The sequence below is a fragment of the Roseibium album genome (assembly GCF_965233825.1).
GTDB classification, from domain to species: Bacteria; Pseudomonadota; Alphaproteobacteria; order Rhizobiales; family Stappiaceae; genus Roseibium; species Roseibium album.
Map to the genome: position 1 here is coordinate 5,078,887 of NZ_OZ247583.1, position 18,914 is coordinate 5,097,800.

General features: G+C 54.9%; 16 protein-coding genes. 7 read left to right on the top strand and 9 right to left on the bottom strand.

All coding sequences use genetic code 11. The features are described from left to right. The first annotated feature begins 46 nt into the window (after positions 1-46). The 4 genes from ACO6TI_RS23285 (at position 47) to ACO6TI_RS23300 (ending at position 4,035) form a co-directional block, all read left to right on the top strand. Positions 47-1,546: a sulfatase-like hydrolase/transferase gene (locus ACO6TI_RS23285; RefSeq protein ID WP_422383464.1), complete on the top strand. Its 1,500-nt coding sequence runs from the start codon at positions 47-49 to the stop codon at positions 1,544-1,546. An 80-nt stretch (positions 1,547-1,626) separates the two neighbouring features. Further along, positions 1,627-2,457 (top strand): trypsin-like serine peptidase, encoded by an 831-nt coding sequence (locus tag ACO6TI_RS23290; RefSeq protein WP_055404271.1) that lies wholly within the window; start codon positions 1,627-1,629, stop codon positions 2,455-2,457. Positions 2,458-2,589: 132 nt separating this feature from the next. Then, positions 2,590-3,402, top strand: coding sequence for an NAD kinase (locus tag ACO6TI_RS23295; RefSeq protein ID WP_055116025.1), 813 nt, complete (start codon positions 2,590-2,592; stop codon positions 3,400-3,402). A gap of 42 nt (positions 3,403-3,444) precedes the next feature. After that, on the top strand, positions 3,445-4,035 hold the full coding sequence (locus ACO6TI_RS23300) for an Hpt domain-containing protein (protein ID WP_208992693.1): 591 nt from the start codon (positions 3,445-3,447) through the stop codon (positions 4,033-4,035). A 5-nt stretch (positions 4,036-4,040) separates the two neighbouring features. On the opposite strand, the gene ACO6TI_RS23305 is transcribed toward ACO6TI_RS23300, so the two are convergent. Further along, positions 4,041-4,934: a DMT family transporter gene (locus tag ACO6TI_RS23305; RefSeq protein WP_197000978.1), complete on the bottom strand. Its 894-nt coding sequence runs from the start codon at positions 4,932-4,934 to the stop codon at positions 4,041-4,043. A 186-nt stretch (positions 4,935-5,120) separates the two neighbouring features. On the opposite strand from ACO6TI_RS23305, the gene ACO6TI_RS23310 reads away from it, so the two are divergent. Continuing rightward, complete coding sequence (locus ACO6TI_RS23310; RefSeq protein WP_209013798.1) at positions 5,121-6,851, top strand: caspase family protein; 1,731 nt, start codon at positions 5,121-5,123, stop codon at positions 6,849-6,851. Between the two features lie 74 nt (positions 6,852-6,925). On the opposite strand, the gene ACO6TI_RS23315 is transcribed toward ACO6TI_RS23310, so the two are convergent. The 4 genes from ACO6TI_RS23315 to ACO6TI_RS23330 all read right to left on the bottom strand — a co-directional run bounded on the left by ACO6TI_RS23315 (position 6,926) and on the right by ACO6TI_RS23330 (position 10,976). Continuing rightward, positions 6,926-8,080, bottom strand: a complete 1,155-nt coding sequence (locus ACO6TI_RS23315; RefSeq protein ID WP_422383465.1) for a DUF2336 domain-containing protein — start codon at positions 8,078-8,080, stop codon at positions 6,926-6,928. Positions 8,081-8,180: 100 nt separating this feature from the next. Beyond that, a complete protein-coding gene (locus ACO6TI_RS23320) occupies positions 8,181-9,467 on the bottom strand; it encodes a transglycosylase SLT domain-containing protein (protein ID WP_144435992.1) in 1,287 nt (428 codons plus the stop codon). 308 nt (positions 9,468-9,775) lie between these two features. Next, complete coding sequence (locus tag ACO6TI_RS23325) at positions 9,776-10,378, bottom strand: flavin reductase family protein (protein WP_108874006.1); 603 nt, start codon at positions 10,376-10,378, stop codon at positions 9,776-9,778. Between the two features lies 1 nt (position 10,379). Further along, positions 10,380-10,976 carry a nitroreductase family protein gene (locus ACO6TI_RS23330; RefSeq protein ID WP_422383466.1) on the bottom strand — a complete coding sequence of 199 codons (597 nt, stop codon included), beginning with the start codon at positions 10,974-10,976 and terminating at the stop codon, positions 10,380-10,382. A 318-nt stretch (positions 10,977-11,294) separates the two neighbouring features. Between ACO6TI_RS23330 and ACO6TI_RS23335 the strand changes: the two genes are divergently transcribed. Then, complete coding sequence (locus ACO6TI_RS23335; RefSeq protein WP_422383467.1) at positions 11,295-12,392, top strand: hypothetical protein; 1,098 nt, start codon at positions 11,295-11,297, stop codon at positions 12,390-12,392. A 59-nt stretch (positions 12,393-12,451) separates the two neighbouring features. Here ACO6TI_RS23335 and ACO6TI_RS23340 read toward each other — a convergent pair whose 3' ends face one another. The 3 genes from ACO6TI_RS23340 to ACO6TI_RS23350 form a co-directional block, all read right to left on the bottom strand. Next, entirely contained in the window at positions 12,452-13,300 is an 849-nt protein-coding gene (locus ACO6TI_RS23340; RefSeq protein WP_108874097.1) for a lysophospholipid acyltransferase family protein, read from the bottom strand. A 148-nt stretch (positions 13,301-13,448) separates the two neighbouring features. Continuing rightward, positions 13,449-15,419 carry a threonine--tRNA ligase gene (gene thrS / locus ACO6TI_RS23345; protein WP_196895087.1) on the bottom strand — a complete coding sequence of 657 codons (1,971 nt, stop codon included), beginning with the start codon at positions 15,417-15,419 and terminating at the stop codon, positions 13,449-13,451. 160 nt (positions 15,420-15,579) lie between these two features. Next, complete coding sequence (locus tag ACO6TI_RS23350) at positions 15,580-16,026, bottom strand: Lrp/AsnC family transcriptional regulator (protein WP_196876685.1); 447 nt, start codon at positions 16,024-16,026, stop codon at positions 15,580-15,582. Between the two features lie 130 nt (positions 16,027-16,156). Between ACO6TI_RS23350 and ACO6TI_RS23355 the strand changes: the two genes are divergently transcribed. Continuing rightward, positions 16,157-17,056, top strand: coding sequence for a DMT family transporter (locus ACO6TI_RS23355; protein ID WP_422383468.1), 900 nt, complete (start codon positions 16,157-16,159; stop codon positions 17,054-17,056). On the opposite strand, the gene ACO6TI_RS23360 is transcribed toward ACO6TI_RS23355, so the two are convergent. Beyond that, positions 17,051-18,832 carry a B12-binding domain-containing radical SAM protein gene (locus ACO6TI_RS23360; RefSeq protein WP_196876687.1) on the bottom strand — a complete coding sequence of 594 codons (1,782 nt, stop codon included), beginning with the start codon at positions 18,830-18,832 and terminating at the stop codon, positions 17,051-17,053. The two genes, ACO6TI_RS23355 and ACO6TI_RS23360, sit on opposite strands and share 6 nt — an antisense overlap. Positions 18,833-18,914: the final 82 nt, after the last annotated feature.

Here is an 18,914-nt window from a genome sequence, read left to right on the forward strand (position 1 = left end):
GATCTCAACTGCCGCGAGACGGCCGCCAAGTCATCTGGATGCATTCATGAGCAATCGCCCGAACATTCTTCTCATTACGGCAGACCAGTGGCGAGGAGACTGCCTTGGAACAGTCGGACATCCGGTCGTAAGGACTCCAAACCTTGATGCATTCGCTGAAAATGCAACGGTGTTTGAACAGCATTATGCGGCCACTGCCCCCTGTTCTCCGTCAAGAGCATCGCTCTACACCGGTCTGTACCAGATGAACCACCGGGTCGTACGCAACGGTGCGCCCCTGGATGACAGGTTCGACAACATAGCCAGAGCCGCTCGAAGAGCGGGATATACGCCAACTTTGTTCGGTTATACCGACACCTCACCTGACCCCAGGCAACACGATCCGAATGATCCTGCCCTAAAAACCTATGAAGGTGTTCTGCCCGGGTTTGCCGTCCGCCAGAGCCTGCACGAAGACGACAAACCCTGGCTCTCCTGGTTGACAACTCGTGGTTATGATCCGGCTGAATTCGACAAGATCCATCAGGTCGAGCAGGAAGAAGACGAGCGTGTTTCCCTGGCTCCGCCCCGCTATTCCCACGATGAGACTCAAACCGCATTCCTGACGAATACATTCCTGACATGGCTCGACGAACAGAAAGGAGAAGATAGGCCCTGGATGGCGCACGTTTCCTTTCTCCGGCCGCATCCGCCGATCGCTGTTCCAGCGCCCTACAACACCATGTACGATCCTGAGGAAGGCCCTGACTTTGCCGGAGCCGAAAGTGCGGAAAAGGAAGCCTCGGCACATCCTGTCATTGCCGCCTTGCAGGACGTTCAGCGGCTAGCGAGCCACATTCCCGGGGCTTCGGGTCTGGTACGGGATCTTGCCAGGCGGGATCTCGCCCGGATCAGAGCGCTCTACTACGGGATGATCACCGAAGTGGATGCTCAACTGGGGCGGATTTTTTCAGTCCTGGACTCGCTCGAGAACACGATGATCATCTTCACGTCGGATCATGCTGAAATGATGGGTGACCACTGGATGCTCGGCAAGGGTGGCTATTACAAGGAAAGCTATCACATCCCGCTGGTCATCCGCGCACCTTATGCAACCAAAGGAAATCGGGTTACCTCATTCACATCTTCAACAGACGTTTTTCCCACTCTTCTTGACGTCCTGGAAATCGACCCGGAACACGCTCCTGACGGGAGAAGCCTGGCCCCATTCCTGGTTGGTACGACACCAACTGTCTGGCGCGATGCCGCGTTGTGGGAGTTCGATTGCCGCGAGCTGATGAAACGGTGCCCCCACCATTTCCCTGACACCTCCAACCATACCCCGCCCGCGCTTCTGGTGCGAATGGGAGCGGACTGGCAATATGTCCATGTGACAGACCTGCCGGGCATCCTCCTGAAGGACGCCGGCGCGACCGACATTGAAGATTACTCAGATCAATGCCAGGACATAGTCTGTGCCAACATAGAGGCGCTTTTGACCACGCGCCTCAGGCATAATGACGAAACACTCGCAAGGACGCTGGTCTGGGACTACTATGGCCAGTAGAAGGCTTCGCGCTGGATTTTGGTCTTTTTGAACTGCGCAGCCAAAACGTGGCGTGTTTAACAGGACCGGAACCAGAAGTAATGAGTCGAATTGTAATCCGCAGCCAACCGGTCATTTCAGCGCTTCATAAGCTGGTTCGGCTCGCAGTCATATGCCTCGTGGCGGCATCCGCAATCCAGAACTCTTCTGCCGAAGACGCGGAACTCACGGTCATCGACAGCACCGACTATCCCTGGCATTCCATCGGCCGTGTCAATCGCGCGGGATATCGGTCGGTGTCGAGCTGTACGGGCACATTGATCGCTCCCAACAAGGTTCTCACCGCCGCGCACTGCATTGTTTCCAGCAAGACCCAGGAAAAGTTGCCTGCCGACGAAGTCCTCTTCATCGCCGGGGTCCGCCGGGACAAATATGCTGCCAGGCTGGAAGCCGAATGCCTGCTGACAATCGACGGCTACGTCGCCCGCAATCGTCCGAAAGTGGATGAAATTCGCAAGGATCTTGCCCTGATCATATTGAAGGAACCCAGCACACTTTTCCCCTTGCCGCCTTTGACGCCGCAAGAATCGAGGCGCCTGCGCAAGACGACCAGATTCCTGTCTGTCGGATATCGTCGCAGCCGCCCCTACCTGCCGACCGTTGTCCCGTCCTGCTCGGTTCTCGGTAGCCAGGAAGATGTCTGGGTAACCGATTGCAACACCGAGAGCGGCGCATCGGGTGGACCACTCATGGTCAATACGATTTTCGGGCCACGGGTCGCCGCGGTCATGGCTGCCAAAATAAACGATGAACGCTCCATAGTGGTGCCTTTTACGCAATGGCAGGACCTGATCCAGAACGCGTCCTGTGACGGGGCCGAAGAGACCGCGCCACCGGCAGCAGCACAAGAAACGCAAGAGCCGACAAACTGAAGTCGCGGAAAAAAGTCACTGCCCCTTCTTGCAAATCCCGTTATGGTGGTCACCCAGAAACCAAGAGGCTGTGCGTTTCAAAATGGCGCAGCCGGTTGCGGAGACGCTGTCCGCCCAAAAGACCGTTGGACTATGAATCAATCTCCCCTTCCCTTGAAATCAAATGTATTTCGCCCTGGTTCGACGGAAAAGCTGGCATTTGTTGCCAGCGATACCGAGGAGGCGCAACGCGCGGTCGAAGACCTGTCAAATCGCTACGGCAATGTTGACGCCGACGAGGCTGATGTCATTGTGGCGCTTGGTGGAGATGGTCTGATGCTTCAGACGCTTCATGCACATATGGGCAGGGGCAAGCCGATCTATGGCATGAACCGGGGATCGGTCGGCTTCCTCATGAACGAATACCATGAACACGATTTGCGCGACCGGCTTGCAAATGCCGATGTCACGACAATACGCCCGCTGGAACTGACTGCCATAGACGAGACCGGGAAGACACATACGGCACTTGCGATCAACGAGGTCTCGCTGCTTCGACAAACCTCACAAGCCGCGCGTCTGAAAATTTCAGTCGACGACAAGGTTCGCCTCGAGGAACTGGTCTGCGACGGCATCATTGTCGCGACACCGGCCGGCAGCACAGCCTACAATTTGTCGGCACATGGCCCGATCCTCCCGATCACTGCGCAACTGCTTGCGTTGACACCGATCAGTGCCTTCCGTCCCAGACGCTGGCGCGGCGCCCTGCTGCCAAACTGGGCGAAGGTGGACATCGAAATCCTGGAAGCACACAAGCGCCCGGTCAGCGCGTCTGCGGACCACACCGAAATTCGGCATGTCACACATGTCACTGTCAGGGAATCGTCCAAGGCGCAGGGGGAGATCATGTTCGATTCCGATCATGGCTGGGACGAACGCATTTTGACGGAAATGTTCCGTTACTGACAGGAATTCGCCCGAAAATTGATCCTGGCAAGAGCCTGTTAAGTGAGTTCTCCGATACTGTGCACTGGAATTCTCTTCATATCCGCGACGGAGACAGAAGCTGCCATGGCCGAAACTGCCCAGGACCAGAATTACGAAATCTTGACGCCACCGGATGACTTGCGCAGAAAGGTTCGTGAACTGACGCCAAGGGAAGCGAAGAAATTTGATCCGATAAAGGCAGCAGAAGCAGCACTGAACCGTCTGTCCGGTCATTTCGGCAGCTGGATGATCAATGAGACGGTCACCTTGTTGCGTGCCTGGGAAACCGCACAGACCGAGGGCATGACCGAGGAAACTGTCGCCCCGTTGTTCCAGGCCGCACACAATATCAAGGGCCAGGCGCTAACCTTGGGATTCCCATTGGTTGGCCGGGTTGCTGCCAGTTTTTGCCATCTGATAGAAACCGTGCCGTCTCCGGAGAAACTTCCACTACAGCTTACCGAACGTTACGTCGAAGCTATCCGGGCAATGGTCATGGAAGGCGCAAAAGATGACGACAACAGGACCGGCGTGGAATTGCTTGAAACGCTTGATATCGTGACCACCGACTTCCTGAAACAGTTTTCACCGGACACCGGGGGGAACGAGTAGTCCGTTCAATTGGTTTCTTCCGATTGCAGCTTTTGTTCGCGAAAGACAATGTAGCACCCGCTCAATATGATGATGCCGGCGCCGACATAGGTAAGCATGTCCGGTATTTCATCCCAGATGATCCATCCAAGCAAAGTGGCCCAGATCAACGCGCTATATTCGAACGGCGCAACCGTGGCAGCCGACGCGAACCGAAACGCCTGCGTGATCAAGGTGATGCCGGCTGTCCCGAAAATTGCAATTCCGATGAACATCCAGATATCCCCGGATTGAATTTCAACCCAGGCAAAGGGCACGGCAAGTGCGCTCAACAATGCGCCTGCACCGACGAGATAGAGCATCAGTGTCCAGACGCTCTCACGCGGATCGACCCACCTGGCGCTGATCATCAGGACTGCATACAAGAAAGCCGTGGCGATCGGCAGAAGCGTTTCATTTTGAAACGTACCCGCGCCGGGTCTGACAATGACCAGCACACCGGCAAATCCTGCAAGCACCGCAAGCCAACGGCGCCAGCCGACCGTTTCTTTCAAAAACAGAGCTGAAATGGCGGTTATGAAAACTGGAGCCACGAAGACAAGTGCAGTTGCCTCCGCAATTTCAAGGTGTTTCAACCCCGTGAAGAACAGCACTGCTGCCAGCAGCCAAAAGATGCCGCGCAGCAGATGGGCCGCCGGTCTGTAGGAGCGCAACGCGCCCGGTCCGCCCATCGACAGGGCAATCACGATCGCGAACGGCAACGCAATGAGATTGCGTATGAACAGGATCTGTATCGGCGAATATCCGGCTGTCAGAGCCTTGGCAATTGCATCACTGACACTGAGGCTCGCAATGCCCACACTCATGAGCACAATTCCGATGGTTGCCTGCGCGCGTGCGTCGAGCGTTGTGGAGGGCATGGCTGCCTCAATCAATTGGGGCGTCCACAAAAACACGCCTGCATAAAACCGCAAGCCGGATTTGACCTCGAAAGGTTCCGTTCACTTGCACAACTCCTAGAAAGAAATAAGACCAGATCGCTTGCTGGTCAAATTGACACTACTTGTGTGCAACCCTACTCTGCAGCGATTGGTTGGGAGAGCATTTTGAAACATCTTTTGCTTGTTCTTTGGACTTTGCTCGCTTTCGTCACGACTGCTCAGGCGGAACGGCGCGTTGCCTTGGTGATCGGAAACTCCCAGTACGATAACGTCGCTCCGTTGACTAACCCTCAAAACGATGCCTCCGGCATGACAAAAAAATTGGAGCAGCTCGGGTTTGAAGTCACAACAGGCGTCAACCTCGATTTAAGGGAGATGCGTCGAACGATCCACAAATTTGTCAGAACGCTCGAAGGAGCGGATCTTGCTCTGTTTTTTTATGCCGGGCATGGAATGCAGGTTAACGGAAACAACTACCTACTGCCGACGGATACCCAATTGGCATCTTATCTCGACCTTGAATTCGAGACCGTCCCGACAAACCTGATCCTTAACGCTATGGAGCGAAGCACGAAGGTTAACATCATTTTTCTGGATGCTTGCCGCAACAACCCGCTCGCTGAAAATCTGGCCCGCTCCTTGGGAACGCGCTCAAGTGCTGTCAGTAGAGGTTTGGCGAAAATCGGATCAGGCGTGGGTACACTTATTTCGTTCGCTACCCAACCAGGAAATGTTGCATTGGACGGCTCAAACCAGAACAGCCCGTTTACAGCAGCATTGCTCAAACATCTCGGCACGCCGGGTATGGAAATAACAAAAGAGTTGGTCCTAGTTCGCCGCGACGTTCTGAAGGCCACCAATGGCAAGCAGGTTCCCTGGGACAACTCCTCGCTCACCGGCTCGGTCGTTCTGAAACAAAAAGAAGTCTTGAAACTGGCAGAACCGAAAGTCGATCCTCAGATCGAGCTGACTTTCTGGGAGTCAATCAAGGACGGCAGCACCATCGCGTATTTCGAAACCTATCTGAAACGTTATCCCGATGGTCAGTTCGCAGACATAGCCCGCATCCGCATTGTCGAAATCGAGGCTGTTTCCGAAGATGAAAAGAAAAAACGCGCCCAAAGAGAGACTGAAGCAGAAATCACCTACTGGCAATCCATTCAAGGCACCGAGCAAATCGAAATGCTCGAGAGCTACTTGAACCGATATCCCCAAGGTGTTTACGCAGATCTTGCTCGATTGAAAATTACATCCCTAATCAGGAGAAAAGAAAAGGCCCCTTCACAAACGCGCAAAGATGCAAACAAGCAAGACGAAACAGGTGAAATAGAGACGGCACAGCAGATCGCAAGTCTTTCAACCGTGGTAGTTGACGATCAGGACCGCGTGGGAGCGAATGAACCTCTCCCCAGCAACGAAAAGGAGTTGGCGAGAGCCGTTCAAACCGAACTAAATCGTCTTGGTTGCTCAGTTGGAAGGATTGATGGAATTTGGGGAAATCGAAGCCGAAGTGCCTTAAAAAACTATTCAGATGAGGAAGGAATTGTTCTCGTCTCGCTCGCCCCCTCACCAAAGGTTCTTGAGACCCTCAAACAATCGGAAGGACGAGTTTGTCCTCTGGTTTGCGGCCGCAACCAAGAAATCAAGAATGGAAAATGCGTTGCGTTGAACGGTCCTTCTTCATCAGGCTTCAATGAAAGTCGTAGTCAGACCAATTCAGCCAACGTGAGCGCAAGCTGCCCGGCAGATCCAACCCGATACGGGCGCACCAGCATTGGCCTTAGTGCTAAAAGTTACAAAATCTACAAGCATCCATGTGGTCGAAATTTCATGTGCATAGATGCCGGTGGTCTGATGGGTCGAAGCACCAAACCAATGCGATGTCTTTGGAAATAAGGTTACGGTCAGCGATATGAAAAATTTTCCCAAAGATATGCCAACGGACTTGGCGTCCCAAATTCGCCATATCGTCACGCAGCTCTGGTGACCTGCAACGACCCATTCTTCACCATCAGACGTGCTTCCAGCCTGGCGACTTCAATGGCAAAGCGGCGCAGGAAGGCAGCAACGTCCTCATCTGCACCAAGAGCACCGTCCTGCATTTCTTCCAGCAGTGTTTCCGTCAACATTCTAGCCTCGTCCAAGGCAAGGTCATAGGTGAAGTCGGCATGCGCCTGACGGGCAATATCGATCGATAGCAGGAATGCCTGATGCGCCCGAATCGGAAGACCGGCCTTGCGGAGAATCGCCTGAAGGGCCGACCGGCGAACCGTGACCAGAAGCTTGCAAAGCCTTGGAAGCGGCACCTGGCCGAGATTGGCCAGCGCTGCCGCAAAGAACCGTAAACGGCCACAACACACAGCGCGCAACAAAAGCCGGGTGTTCAGCTTGCCGCGCGAACGCAGGTGTTCGACGAAATCCGGAAGCTCGTCTTCACTCGCCTCAAGCGCCAACCGCAAGACCACCTTGTCTTCCGCGTCACTCAGGAAAGTGTGTCTTTGATGTTCGGGCACCCGCTCCAGCACGATCGGATGATCGTCCAGGTTTGCCGCCAGGCGCATCAACAGCTCATAGCGATTGGCAAGAGGCAGGTCCCTGGTTTTCAGCAACTGGTCGCAGATATCCGGTCGGTCCTCAAATCTCTGAGCAAGCCTCAGGAGAGAGGATTGGAGTATTTGCGCGCTGGAATTGTTCAACAAAGCCTGGCAGGCGTCTTCGCTGCCCACTTCACAAAGCGCTGCACTGATCGCTGCCGATATGCCGTGGCGTTCTGCGATTGCACATTGAACCGCTTCACTGCCGCCCGCCAGCAAATCGACCAGCTCGGCATCAGAAAGCAGCGGCGATGACTTGAGGATGATCACCGAAACTTCGTCGATGTCACTGGCAAGGCAGCGCACGACAAGTCCGGGGGCAAGCGGGCTGGTTGCCAAAACCCTTGCTATCGCCTTGCGAACGCCCCGGCTCGGGTCGTCCAAGAGAACTGTCAGTGCCGTTGCCATCTCTGCCTGTTCCTGACTGTCGTCCTCGGCGGCAAGATATCGTTCCGCGAATTCCCGCGCGGCGAGAATGTCCTGAATACGATCGTCATCTTTGTTCAAATGCAAAAGGTCATATTTGGTCATGGCGGCAATCGGTCTTTTCTAGGGTCAGCTTGTATCCTGACACCAAAGACTTAACGATCTGTTCACCATAATTTTGCCAATACCTGAAAAAGTCGAACGGTCAGGCAGGTGGCAATAAATCCTTTTGCTCCTCTTCTGCTTTCAGTCGGAGAAATCTGGTCAGATCCAGCGGACCTCCCTGGTCTGCGAGCGCCAGTTCCTGTGCTGCGACCTGGTTGGAAGCCCCGGACAGGGCGCTGAACATCGCCGCTTCTTCAACAGCCGCAAATGCGGACGCAAAGCGGGGATTCACGCCTGCCTGGGAAGATCCCTGATCGTTTCTGAACAGGGCTTCAAACGGATTGGCCGTTTCTGCGGCCTGGAAAGCGGACAGCACGCGCGAGGTTGGCGCGCTTTCATCGCCTCCGTTGATTGAGGCCTGGCGTGGATCTTGTGGCGCCGGTTTTTCAGCGGAACTGACAAGTGTTTCGGAGTTTGCACTGCCCGCCATTTGCGATTGGCGTGCACTGCCCTGTGGTAATGGAACTGATGATTCGGCTAGATTGACCGGATTTCCCGTCGCGAGTTCTGCAGCGGCAGTCACCTGTCCCGGTGCCGGAGGCTTCGCGCGCATCGCGAATGCTGCGGCTGGATCACCGGCCAGATGATCAAAATTCTGATTATCAATCCCGGGCATCGCGTTTACCGGCTTTGCAGTCGGAAGAGCGGCCACGTTTGTCAGCGCGCCTGACGTCCGCAGGTTCGTCTTGCCGCTCGCTTCGGCAATCATGGTCACGGCGTCATGTTTCGATACGATGACCTCATAAACTTCCTGCATTGAACGGGCTTTGCCGTTGCCGTGAAAGAAGATTGGCTTGTTGGCCCGGGCTTGCGCAGAAAACATCTTGTCTGCACGCATATCCGGACTGGCATTGGTCGCATCAATCAATCGGCTGGCCCCGTTGGCGCCAAGAAAATGGGCCATATAAAGCTCACCATCGGTTGGTTCCCTGCCGATCTTCTGCTCCAGATAGTTTGCGTTTTTCTGTGTAAGGGCACCGGCCATCATGGACGAGATTCCCGGATCCTTGCGCAGGTCGAGTATCTCCAGCCGAGCCTGCGGATCCTTGACGAAATATTTGCCATTCTTGGAACGTTGAATTTGGTCGGAGTATTTTTCCAGGCCGTGCCTGGGACCAGCCTCTTTCATTGTCTCCAGCCAGGTCGACTCGATGAACTGGAACAAACCGGTTGCGCTCGACGTCTTTGCCTTCGCAGACGGGTTGAACGACGACTCGCGTGCAGCGGTCTTCACCAGGTAGTCGAACGACGTTCCTGTTGAATTACTCGCAGATTGAAACGCAAGCTCGATCCGAGACGCGACCGAGGGTGTGTCAGCGACATGCATGACCCTGTCTCCTCGACGGAACAAATTATTACTTCGTTAACTTTCGCGTCCAAATGGTTAACAAATACTTAACGACACCCTGTCCCGGTGCCTTTACGGGGTTTAGATGCTGTTTTTCTTCCGGCACACGGCAGATCTCACGATACGTTCTGCCGAAAAAGTGGAAATCGCCTGTTTTTCTCACAAAACCTTGGGGAATCGAAAGAAACGCGCATCCATGCCTTTGAAACAGAAATGCGCAAACTTGTGAGTCGATTGCCCATGGCAGCGCTCTCAAGGCATTGCCCGTTGACCAGTGATTGGAAGCCTCAAATTGTCGGACGAGACATTTCGAACACTTCCGTTATGGCAGCATACTCCATGTATCCAAGACGGGAGAGCGGTTTGTAGCGAGTGACGTCGACCTTGCCGTTCACAATGATGCTGTCGTCGATATGTATCCCGACCACCTGCCCGAAAACGATCCAGTTGTCCGTCTCTGCTCCCTCAAGATCTGTCAATTTGATCGTCTGGAGATGCTTGCATTCAAGTGCCGTCACTGCCCTGGCGACACGTGGTGTCCTGACCAGCCGGGAGGCTGCCATATCCAATCCCGACAACTCAAACTCACTGGTCTCGCTTGGCACCGCCGCTGACGAAACATTCATTTCGTCTTTCAGGTCCCAACTGGCCATGTTGCAGACGAATTCGCCGGTCGCCTCAACATTTGCCGCACTATCCTTGTAGCCGGATGACGAAAACATGACGATCGGAGGACGATCACCTACCGCGTTAAAGAAACTGTAGGGAGCAAGATTTGTGCGCCCTTCGGCATCGAGTGAAGAGATCCACCCGATCGGCCGCGGAGAGACGATCGCCTTGAAGGGATTGTGAGGCAGTCCGTGATCATTGCTTGAAGTTTCGTAAAACATGTCAGTCGGTGTTTCTCCATTCACGGACAAGATCAGAAAGATCGGGGCGTGGTCTTTCAACCGGTGGCTGGCTGGGCGTTCCTATGTGGATGAAACCGGAAAACTTTTCGCTCCCCGCAACTCCCAGAAACGATGCGGCTTCCTGATCGAAGCTGTACCACTCCGTGAGCCACTGCGACACGAATCCAGCCGCGGATGCCGCAGTCACGAGGTTCATGCAGACCGCCCCGGCAGAGAGTTGCTGTTCCCAGACAGGAATTTTCGGGTGCGCTGCAGCGGTGCTGACAACACCGACAACAACCGGTGCACGCATGAAGCGGGTCGATTCCTTCTGCCGTTGTTCGTCGTCGAGCGGGCCGTTCCTTCTTTCGCAGATTTCAGCAAGCCGGTCGCCGATCACACGCGCTTGTTCCGGCCGATATACAATGAAGCGCCAGGGGTTCAGTTTGCCGTGATCCGGCACTCGGGCCGCGATTGTCAGCATGTCGGTTAGCTCATCTTCATTCGGCCCTGGTTCCGACATCGTCACGGACGGGTGAGAGCGTCGCTTCCGAAGAAATTTCAGCGTTTCGGGGGAACCGTGGCTGAACGTGGACATGACGTTTTTCTCTTCGAACAGTTGCAATTGTGACAATCCACCTAATTCATTGACCGGAATTGTCAACTTTAGTTTCGATGTCTTGAATTCGCCCGATTTTCAAGTCCTTTAGGAGCACTGGAAAAGCTGGCTTTGCCAGGGTCCCGCATGTTTGCCGGGCACTGGCCATCACTCGGCAATGGTCCAAAGGGGGCTAATTGACCTGTCGCATTGTGCAGTCAATCGATTGGGTTTAAACCGGTGTACCGTGGCAACACGAATTGGTATAAAAGACAAAAGACTGTAACTTTTAGCAGTTGATAAGATAACGAAGTGGGCATGTTGGATTTAGGATCAGTTTCAATCGGCGCGGCGACATTGCGTTTTTTGAAAAACGCGACCTGTGCGCTCCTGATAGCTGTCCCGGCAATCGTGATTGAGAGCGCCCCCTTGTCCGCTCAGACAGTCGAAGCACCAATGCCACCGGGCCCGAAACCCGATCCGAATGCGCCGTCTGTCCCCCGAGAAGATCAGATCATCAACCTGCTGGACCGCGAACCCGAACCGCTGTTTTCGGACGCCAAGTTGCCACTCGTGCCGACCCATTCCACGATGACCGGCTTCAGTGACGGGCTGGATCAGGGTGCTCTTTACCTGATGGCAAAACTGACACAGGACAGCCCGCCTCTTGATGACGGTCTGGTCTGGAGGATCTATTCCGAAACCACCAATGCCAACGGCCGCCTTGAACTGGTGGCGACGGCGAATGGTGGCGATGCCGAATTCCGGCTCGATCCCGGTGCTTATCTTGTCCACACCGCCTTTGGTTACGCTCAGTCAACAAATCGCGTTGTCATCGGCAAGGAAGTACAGTCGAAGATGCTGACGCTGAATGCCGGAGGGATCAAATTCGGTGCTGCCATGAAGGACGGAAATGGCATCGATCAGCAGCAGGTCACGTTCGACGTTTACGGGATGACGTTCGATGAGCGTGGTGAACGCAACAAGATCGTCGGCGATGTCAAACCCGGGTCCATCCTCCGCCTGAGTGCGGATACCTATCATGTCGTAAGCCGCTACGGTGACGTGAACGCGGTCATCCGTGCAGACATCCAGGTCCTGCCGGGCAAGCTGACCGAAGCGACAATTCTGCACAAGGCAGCCGATATTACCCTCAAGCTCGTGAATGAACGTGGCGGCGAAGCAATCGCCAACACCACATGGTCCGTTCTGAGTGCTGGAGGTCATGTTGTCGTGGAAGCCACAGGCGCATTTCCCGATTTTGTTCTGGCCTCGGGTGAATATGAGGCTCTGGCAAGGAACAACGGCCGCACCTACCAGCACACCTTCGAAGTTGTGCCCGGCGAAGACCGGGAGGTCGAAGTCGTCACGTCGGTTAGCGAACTCGCTGCCCAGGATGCAGTCGTAAACAACTGACCAATCGACTGATTTTCAGTCACAGAAACTTCGGAACGCCCGGGTGTTCAGGCACTTTTTCATAGGCGGCGCCCGAGAAGGCGTTTTGCGGTTCGCGACGGCGCCATTTCCATGACCTTGGTCTGCAGGAAATCCATGATTTCCTTCTGGTCCTTGAATCCGCCGAGTGTCTCGAACGGAATTGCTTCCCCCGCCCGCGCCGTCATTACGGATCCGAGAATGCGCCTGAATTCACGCACGAGCAGCGCCAGGCGAAGCGTCAGCGAATATCTGCTGACCAGGTGAAACAGCCATGAATTCTGGCCGTCAAAGTAGAGCGGCAACACGGTCGCCCTGGAAGACCGTATCATCTTTGCCGTGAACGTCTTCCAGGGCAATTCTTCTGCGCGCCCGAAGGGCTTCGCGGCAGTTGCAACACCCCCGCCCGGGAATACGATAATGGTCGTGCCTTCTTCAAGCAGCCGCAACGCCTCTTTCCGGGTCTGCATGTTTGTCTTGAGGGCCTGTTTGGTCTCCTCGAAATCAACCGGCAGAGAAAAGGGTCGGACTTCCGGAACCTTGAGCAATTCGTTGTTGATCAGGATCTTGAACGGACGGTCAAGCTGTTCGGCCAGTGACAGAATGGCCAGTCCATCACCAATTCCATAGGGATGATTTGCAATCAGGACAAGCGGTCCATCTGGAAGGTTTCTTGGCGGCCATTCGCCGTTTTCGACAGAAACGTTCAAATTGATCAGACCGAGCAGGTCACTCCAGATGTAGTCCGAAGTGCCAACCATTGTGTGCTTCCACACTTCGTACACGTCGAGGAGCTTGCCGCGGCCGGACAAGCCCTCGATTGCCCTGATCGTCCACCTCTTCAGTGGTGGATGTTCCGAATTGGCGTAGCTGAATTCTGTGTAATCCACGGCGGCCGTCATCTCTGAATTAACGTTCGATCCGGTAAATCTGGAACCAGATACCAGAAGAATTGCTAAGCTGGTGTGACAGCACACTGCCCCAGAGGAAGGGCAGTGTACATAATGTCGGATTTCCCAAAGATCGGGTCGTTCAAGTTTATTTCAAGTCCGGCGGTGTCGCTTCCTCGACAAATGCTGCAAGGGCCTCATCCAGACCCATGGACCTCTGGTCTTTCGACCCGAGGCGGCGGACATTGACGGTTCGTTCTTCCGCTTCCCGCATACCACACACGATAATCACGGGAACCTTGGCAAGCGAGTGTTCGCGGACCTTGTAGTTGATCTTCTCGTTGCGGAAGTCGGTCTCCACCTTCAATCCGCTGGCTTTCAGAAGATCTGCGACTTCCTGACCGTAGGTGTCCGCTTCCGAAGTAATGGTGGCAACAACAATCTGCAACGGAGCGAACCAGAGCGGAAAATGTCCTGCATAGTTCTCGATCAGAATGCCGAGGAACCGTTCCATTGACCCGCAGATTGCGCGGTGGACCATCACAGGCGTTTTTTTCTCGCCGTTATTGTCGACGTAAAACGCACCGAAACGCTCCGGCAACGCAAAGTCGACCTGCGTCGTTCCGCATTGCCATTCTCGGCCGATGGCATCGCGCAGCGTGTATTCGAACTTGGGACCGTAAAACGCCCCCTCGCCCGGCAGGACGTCGGTTTTCACCCGACCTTCGGACTGAGCCTCGATCTGTTCCAGAACGTCAGCCATGACGGCTTCGGCGTGATCCCACATTTCGTCGGTGCCGACGCGTTTCTCTGGCCTGGTCGAGAGTTTGACCACGACTTCGTCGAATCCGAAATCCTTGTAAACCGACAGGATCAGGTCGTTGATCTTCAGGCACTCGTCCGCCAGCTGCTCTTCAGTACAAAAGACATGTGCATCGTCCTGGGTAAAGCCGCGCACACGCATCAGACCATGAAGAGCACCCGACGGCTCATACCGGTGAACCACGCCGAATTCGGCCAGACGCATCGGCAGGTCACGATAGCTCTTCAGGCCATGCTTGAAGATTTGCACATGTCCGGGGCAATTCATCGGCTTCAGGGCATAGACGCGGTCGTCCTCGGAATCCGGATCGGCGCATTGCACGGAGAACATGTTCTCCTTGTACCAGGTCCAGTGACCGGAAGTTTCCCAGAGCGAGGTATGCAACACCTGCGGCGCATTCACTTCCTTGTAGTCTTCCTTCAAGATGCGGCGCTTGTAGGCGATAAGGTTCTGGAACATGTCCCAGCCCTTCGGATGCCAGAAGACAACGCCGGGCCCTTCCTCCTGGAAATGGAAGAGATCCATCTCGCGCCCAAGCTTGCGGTGATCACGCTTCTCGGCCTCTTCCAGCATGTGAAGGTAACCTTTCAGCTCCTTCTCATTGTGCCAGGCAGTTGCGTAGATGCGGCTCAGCATTTCGTTGTTCGAGTCTCCGCGCCAGTAGGCGCCGGCCACTTTCATCAGCTTGAAGGCATCGCCAATCTGACGGGTCGAGACCATGTGCGGTCCACGGCAAAGGTCAAGCCATTGACCTTGTTTGTATATCTTGAGTTCCTGATCTTCGGGAATCGCATCGACCAGCTCAACCTTGTAATGCTCACCCTTGGCGGCGAAATAGGTTTTGGCTTCCTCGCGGCTCCAGATTTCCTTGGTGAATTGCGCGCCACGGGCGATGATCTCGCGCATCTTCTTCTCGATAACGGCAAGGTCATCGGGGTGGAAAGGCCAGTCCTCTCCGGAATCCGGATGCACCCTTTTGAAATCATAGTAAAAGCCGTTTTCAATGACCGGACCGATCGTGACCTGAGTTCCCGGCCACAATTCCTGTACCGCTTCGGCCATGACGTGTGCGGCATCGTGCCGGATCAGTTCCAGCGCGCGCGGGTCGTCACGTGTCACTATCTCGATGCTGTGGTCAGCCGAGATGGCGTCGGAGAGGTCTTTCAGTTCGCCATCCAGCGCCACTGCGACCGCCTTTTTGGCAAGCGACTTGGAAATGCCTTCGGCAATGGCAAGACCGGTGGTACCTGCCTCATACTCGCGCACGGAATTGTCGGGAAAAGTCAGTTGGATCATCATGTGTCTCCTGCTCACTCCTGCAGACAAGGCAGGTAAGCTGTTCGATGGAAAATAGACCGCATGCTGATAGGGTATTCGAAGGCAAACGGCAACCCTTTCCGGCAGAGTTCCGCCATACCGGGATTGCAAAGCTGGCGTGAAACGGACGCCCTCGCGCCTAGTTCACGACCAGAGGCGGCGGCCGGCGGCGGATCGGCTGGGATTTGACGATCGACGTGCTTGTTTCAGCCTTGTCGGCAATCCTGTCCAGAATACCGTCCAGTTTTTCGATCGATGGCAACGCAAGGCGTGCAATGAAGCAATCGTCACCCGTTACCTTGTCGCATTCGCAGAATTCCGGAATTTCCTGGATCAACTGTTGAACGATGTGGAGTTTGCCGGGCAGCGGTCTTATTCGCACGATGGCCTGCAGGCTGTAGCCAAGTGCCTTGGGTTCGATTTCGGCCGAAAACCCGAGTATGACGCCACGCTCCTGCAGGCGGCGTATTCGCTCCGATACGCCCGGAGAGGACAATCCGGCGCACTTTGCCAGATCCTTCAGGGACATTCGGCCATCCCGGATCAGCGCGTCCAATATTTTGGTATCGGTTTCGTCCAATGTCATGATTGCAATCCAATTTCGCTGTTTTCATTTCGATAATAAGGCAGGTTTGATATTTCGCCTAATTTAACGAATGGAACCATGTCACACCCTTTGTCATCCTCGAAGCCTTGAAACACATTGCGAGGCAGAAATGGACAAGACTGTGCGTGGCGCTGCCGAAATGACGGCGGCTATGACCATCCTTGGCACAATCGGTTTTTTTGTCGTGATCTCGGGACAGGCTGCAATCGATGTCGTCTTTTGGAGATGTGCGTTCGGTGCATTGGCCTTGTTCGCGATTTGTGCGGCTCAGGGCCTCTTGCGCAGATGGATATCGCTCAGGCAACTGCTGCTGGCTGTCCTTGGCGGTATCGCTATCGTCATCAACTGGGCGATGCTCTTCACGGCCTATGGCGAAGCTTCGATCGGAATAGCGACAGCCGTCTACAACACACAACCATTTATTCTCGTCGGCTTCGGTGCGCTTTTTCTCGGTGAACGCATAACAGCAACCAAGATTTCATGGCTGGTGATCGCTTTTGCAGGTGTTCTTTTCATTGTTCAGGCAAAGTCCGGCGCCAACCGACCCGACGGCACCGACTATGCACTCGGCATCGCGCTTGCCCTTGGCGCTGCGTTTTTCTGGGCGATTGCCGCACTATTGACGAAAAAACTCACCGGTACACCGCCGCAACTGATCGCGCTCGTGCAGGTCTGCGTCGGCGTTTTGATGCTCGCTCCGTTTGTCGGCTGGTCTGAATTGCCTGACACAGGCGTTGCCTGGGGCGCATTGGTCACGCTCGGCGCCATCCACACGGGCCTCATGTACATCCTGATGTACGGCGCGGTTCAGAAACTTCCGACCCACCTGCAGGGCGCTTTCTCATTCATCTACCCGGTGGTCGCCATCGTCGTCGATTATGCGGCATTCGGACAGGAACTTCACATCGTGCAGCTTTTGGGTGCTGGGGCCATCATCCTTGCGGCCGCAGGCATGACACTCAATTGGAAACTTGTGAGGAGAAAGAAACAACCTGCTTCCACGCTATGAGGCCACGGCCCTTTCCTTGGCTGCTTTGACGATCGATGCATCGCGCGCCGTCTTTGCAACCGCCTCGACACCGCCGCGCGTTTCCTGGATCATGGCAAGAGCTTCCTCGCCGTCCTTCTCGATCTCCTCGATGGCAATATCCGAATAGCTATGCCGCTCCGGCGAAGACTTGACCTTTCGATAGATCCGGTAAACCCGCAAGGTCGACGAGACATAGGCCCAATGTTTGGCGACAATCTCCCATAAATAGCCCGGATAGAATGACAGGGCACTTTCGACCGGCAGGTTGCTGCGGCGATCCTTGCGGAATTTCAGGCGGAAATAGCCGCCCTCCAGGGGATGAACACCTTCGCACTGGATCATCAGCTTGAACCACATCATGAGGAACAGCTTGTTACCGGGCCGGCCTTTCCTGTGCGATGCTGCCCTTCGCAGCACGGTTTCGACATGGGTATCAGAATAGTAGCTTTCCCAGGCTTCCTGGTAAGCTTCTTCCCACTCCGCATCAGTCATTTTCGGATGGTGTGAAACCCGGTGATTGAGATCGTACTTGTTGAGATCCGGGTCCATCCAGCTTCCCTTGGACAGCAGAACCTTGTGGTCCTCCGACCCAGGCAGCGGTGTCAGGTAGAAAAACTCCAGAAGATCGAGCGGCAATTCGTTCTTGATGATTTCAACGTCCCGCAGAACCGATTCCTTGGTATCTCCCGGAAAACCGATGATGTAACCGGCATAGGTGGTCGCACCATTTGCCCGCCACTTTTGCAGCATTTCCCGATATTCGGTGATCTTGTTCTGGCGCTTCTTTGCCGCCAGCAGATTGTCGGGATTGATGTTCTCCAGACCGATGAATACGCGGTTCACCCCTGCGCGCGTGGCTTTTTCGATGAAATTCTCGATCCGGTGGCAGAGCGTATCCACCTGGATGATGAACTTGATGTCGAATTTTTCTTTCTCGCGCAAGGAAATCAGACGGTCGAAAAGCGGTTCCCATTCCCTGTTGCGAGCAAAATTGTCGTCGGTGATGAAAAAGCGGTTGATGCCCTGTTCGTAGTTGTCACGGATGATCTGCTCCAGGTCGTCGGCGGAGCGGAACCGGCTCTTGCGGCCCTGTACGTTGATGATGGTGCAAAAGGAACACTGAAACGGGCAGCCGCGTCCCAGATCGAAACTGGAATGTGATCCCGCGGTGAATTGAATGTGCTTGGACGGAAGGATCGGGGTCGGCTCGCCTTCGAGCGACGGCAGGTCAGCCATGAAGTTGTAGAGCGGTTTCAGATCACCGTTCCAGGCGTCGCGGAAGAACTGATCGAGACGACGGTCCTCGGCCTCGCCGGCAAAGTAGCTGACGCCTTCTGCCTGCAGTTCGACCATTTCGTCCGGCATGTCGTCGAGCATCGAAATGCAACCGGAGACATGAAACCCGCCAATGGCGGTCTGCAGTCCTTCCTTCAGGAACCTCCGGGCAAGGTCCGTTGCACGCGGGAACTGATTGGATTGAACGCCAACAAGTGCGATCAGGGCCTTTCCGCCTTGCCGTTTGATGTCCCGCGCGATCTTTTCGGGGCGCACCCGCTTGTTGGTTTCGTCATAGGTATGAAGGTGTATGCGAACGTGTTCTCCGAGCGCATTGCGATCGCGGGCAGCTTCTGCCAGACCATTCAGACTGGCGAGTGTGTTTGATGGAATGGCTGATCGAAGCCACTGGATCGGATAGCCGTCGTCGTCGTAGTGAGTCGGCTTTATCATCACGAAGTGGAAATCGCGCGCGTCCATGTGCCCTCCCCGGCCTTTCGGCTGATACGGAAACGTCGCATCCGGATGACGTTAGGTCAATGGCAGACAGAGGCTATACCGA

Coding starts and splice junctions, on each gene's coding strand:
- ACO6TI_RS23330 (WP_422383466.1), bottom strand. CDS start 10,976: ATGTCCACGTTCAGCCACGGTTCCCCCGAAACGCTGAAATTTCTTCGG.
- ACO6TI_RS23350 (WP_196876685.1), bottom strand. CDS start 16,026: ATGACATTGGACGAAACCGATACCAAAATATTGGACGCGCTGATCCGG.
- ACO6TI_RS23290 (WP_055404271.1), top strand. CDS start 1,627: ATGAGTCGAATTGTAATCCGCAGCCAACCGGTCATTTCAGCGCTTCAT.
- ACO6TI_RS23295 (WP_055116025.1), top strand. CDS start 2,590: ATGAATCAATCTCCCCTTCCCTTGAAATCAAATGTATTTCGCCCTGGT.
- ACO6TI_RS23355 (WP_422383468.1), top strand. CDS start 16,157: ATGGACAAGACTGTGCGTGGCGCTGCCGAAATGACGGCGGCTATGACC.
- ACO6TI_RS23285 (WP_422383464.1), top strand. CDS start 47: ATGAGCAATCGCCCGAACATTCTTCTCATTACGGCAGACCAGTGGCGA.
- ACO6TI_RS23335 (WP_422383467.1), top strand. CDS start 11,295: ATGTTGGATTTAGGATCAGTTTCAATCGGCGCGGCGACATTGCGTTTT.
- ACO6TI_RS23325 (WP_108874006.1), bottom strand. CDS start 10,378: ATGTTTTACGAAACTTCAAGCAATGATCACGGACTGCCTCACAATCCC.
- ACO6TI_RS23320 (WP_144435992.1), bottom strand. CDS start 9,467: ATGCATGTCGCTGACACACCCTCGGTCGCGTCTCGGATCGAGCTTGCG.
- ACO6TI_RS23360 (WP_196876687.1), bottom strand. CDS start 18,832: ATGGACGCGCGCGATTTCCACTTCGTGATGATAAAGCCGACTCACTAC.
- ACO6TI_RS23315 (WP_422383465.1), bottom strand. CDS start 8,080: ATGACCAAATATGACCTTTTGCATTTGAACAAAGATGACGATCGTATT.
- ACO6TI_RS23305 (WP_197000978.1), bottom strand. CDS start 4,934: ATGCCCTCCACAACGCTCGACGCACGCGCGCAGGCAACCATCGGAATT.
- thrS (WP_196895087.1), bottom strand. CDS start 15,419: ATGATCCAACTGACTTTTCCCGACAATTCCGTGCGCGAGTATGAGGCA.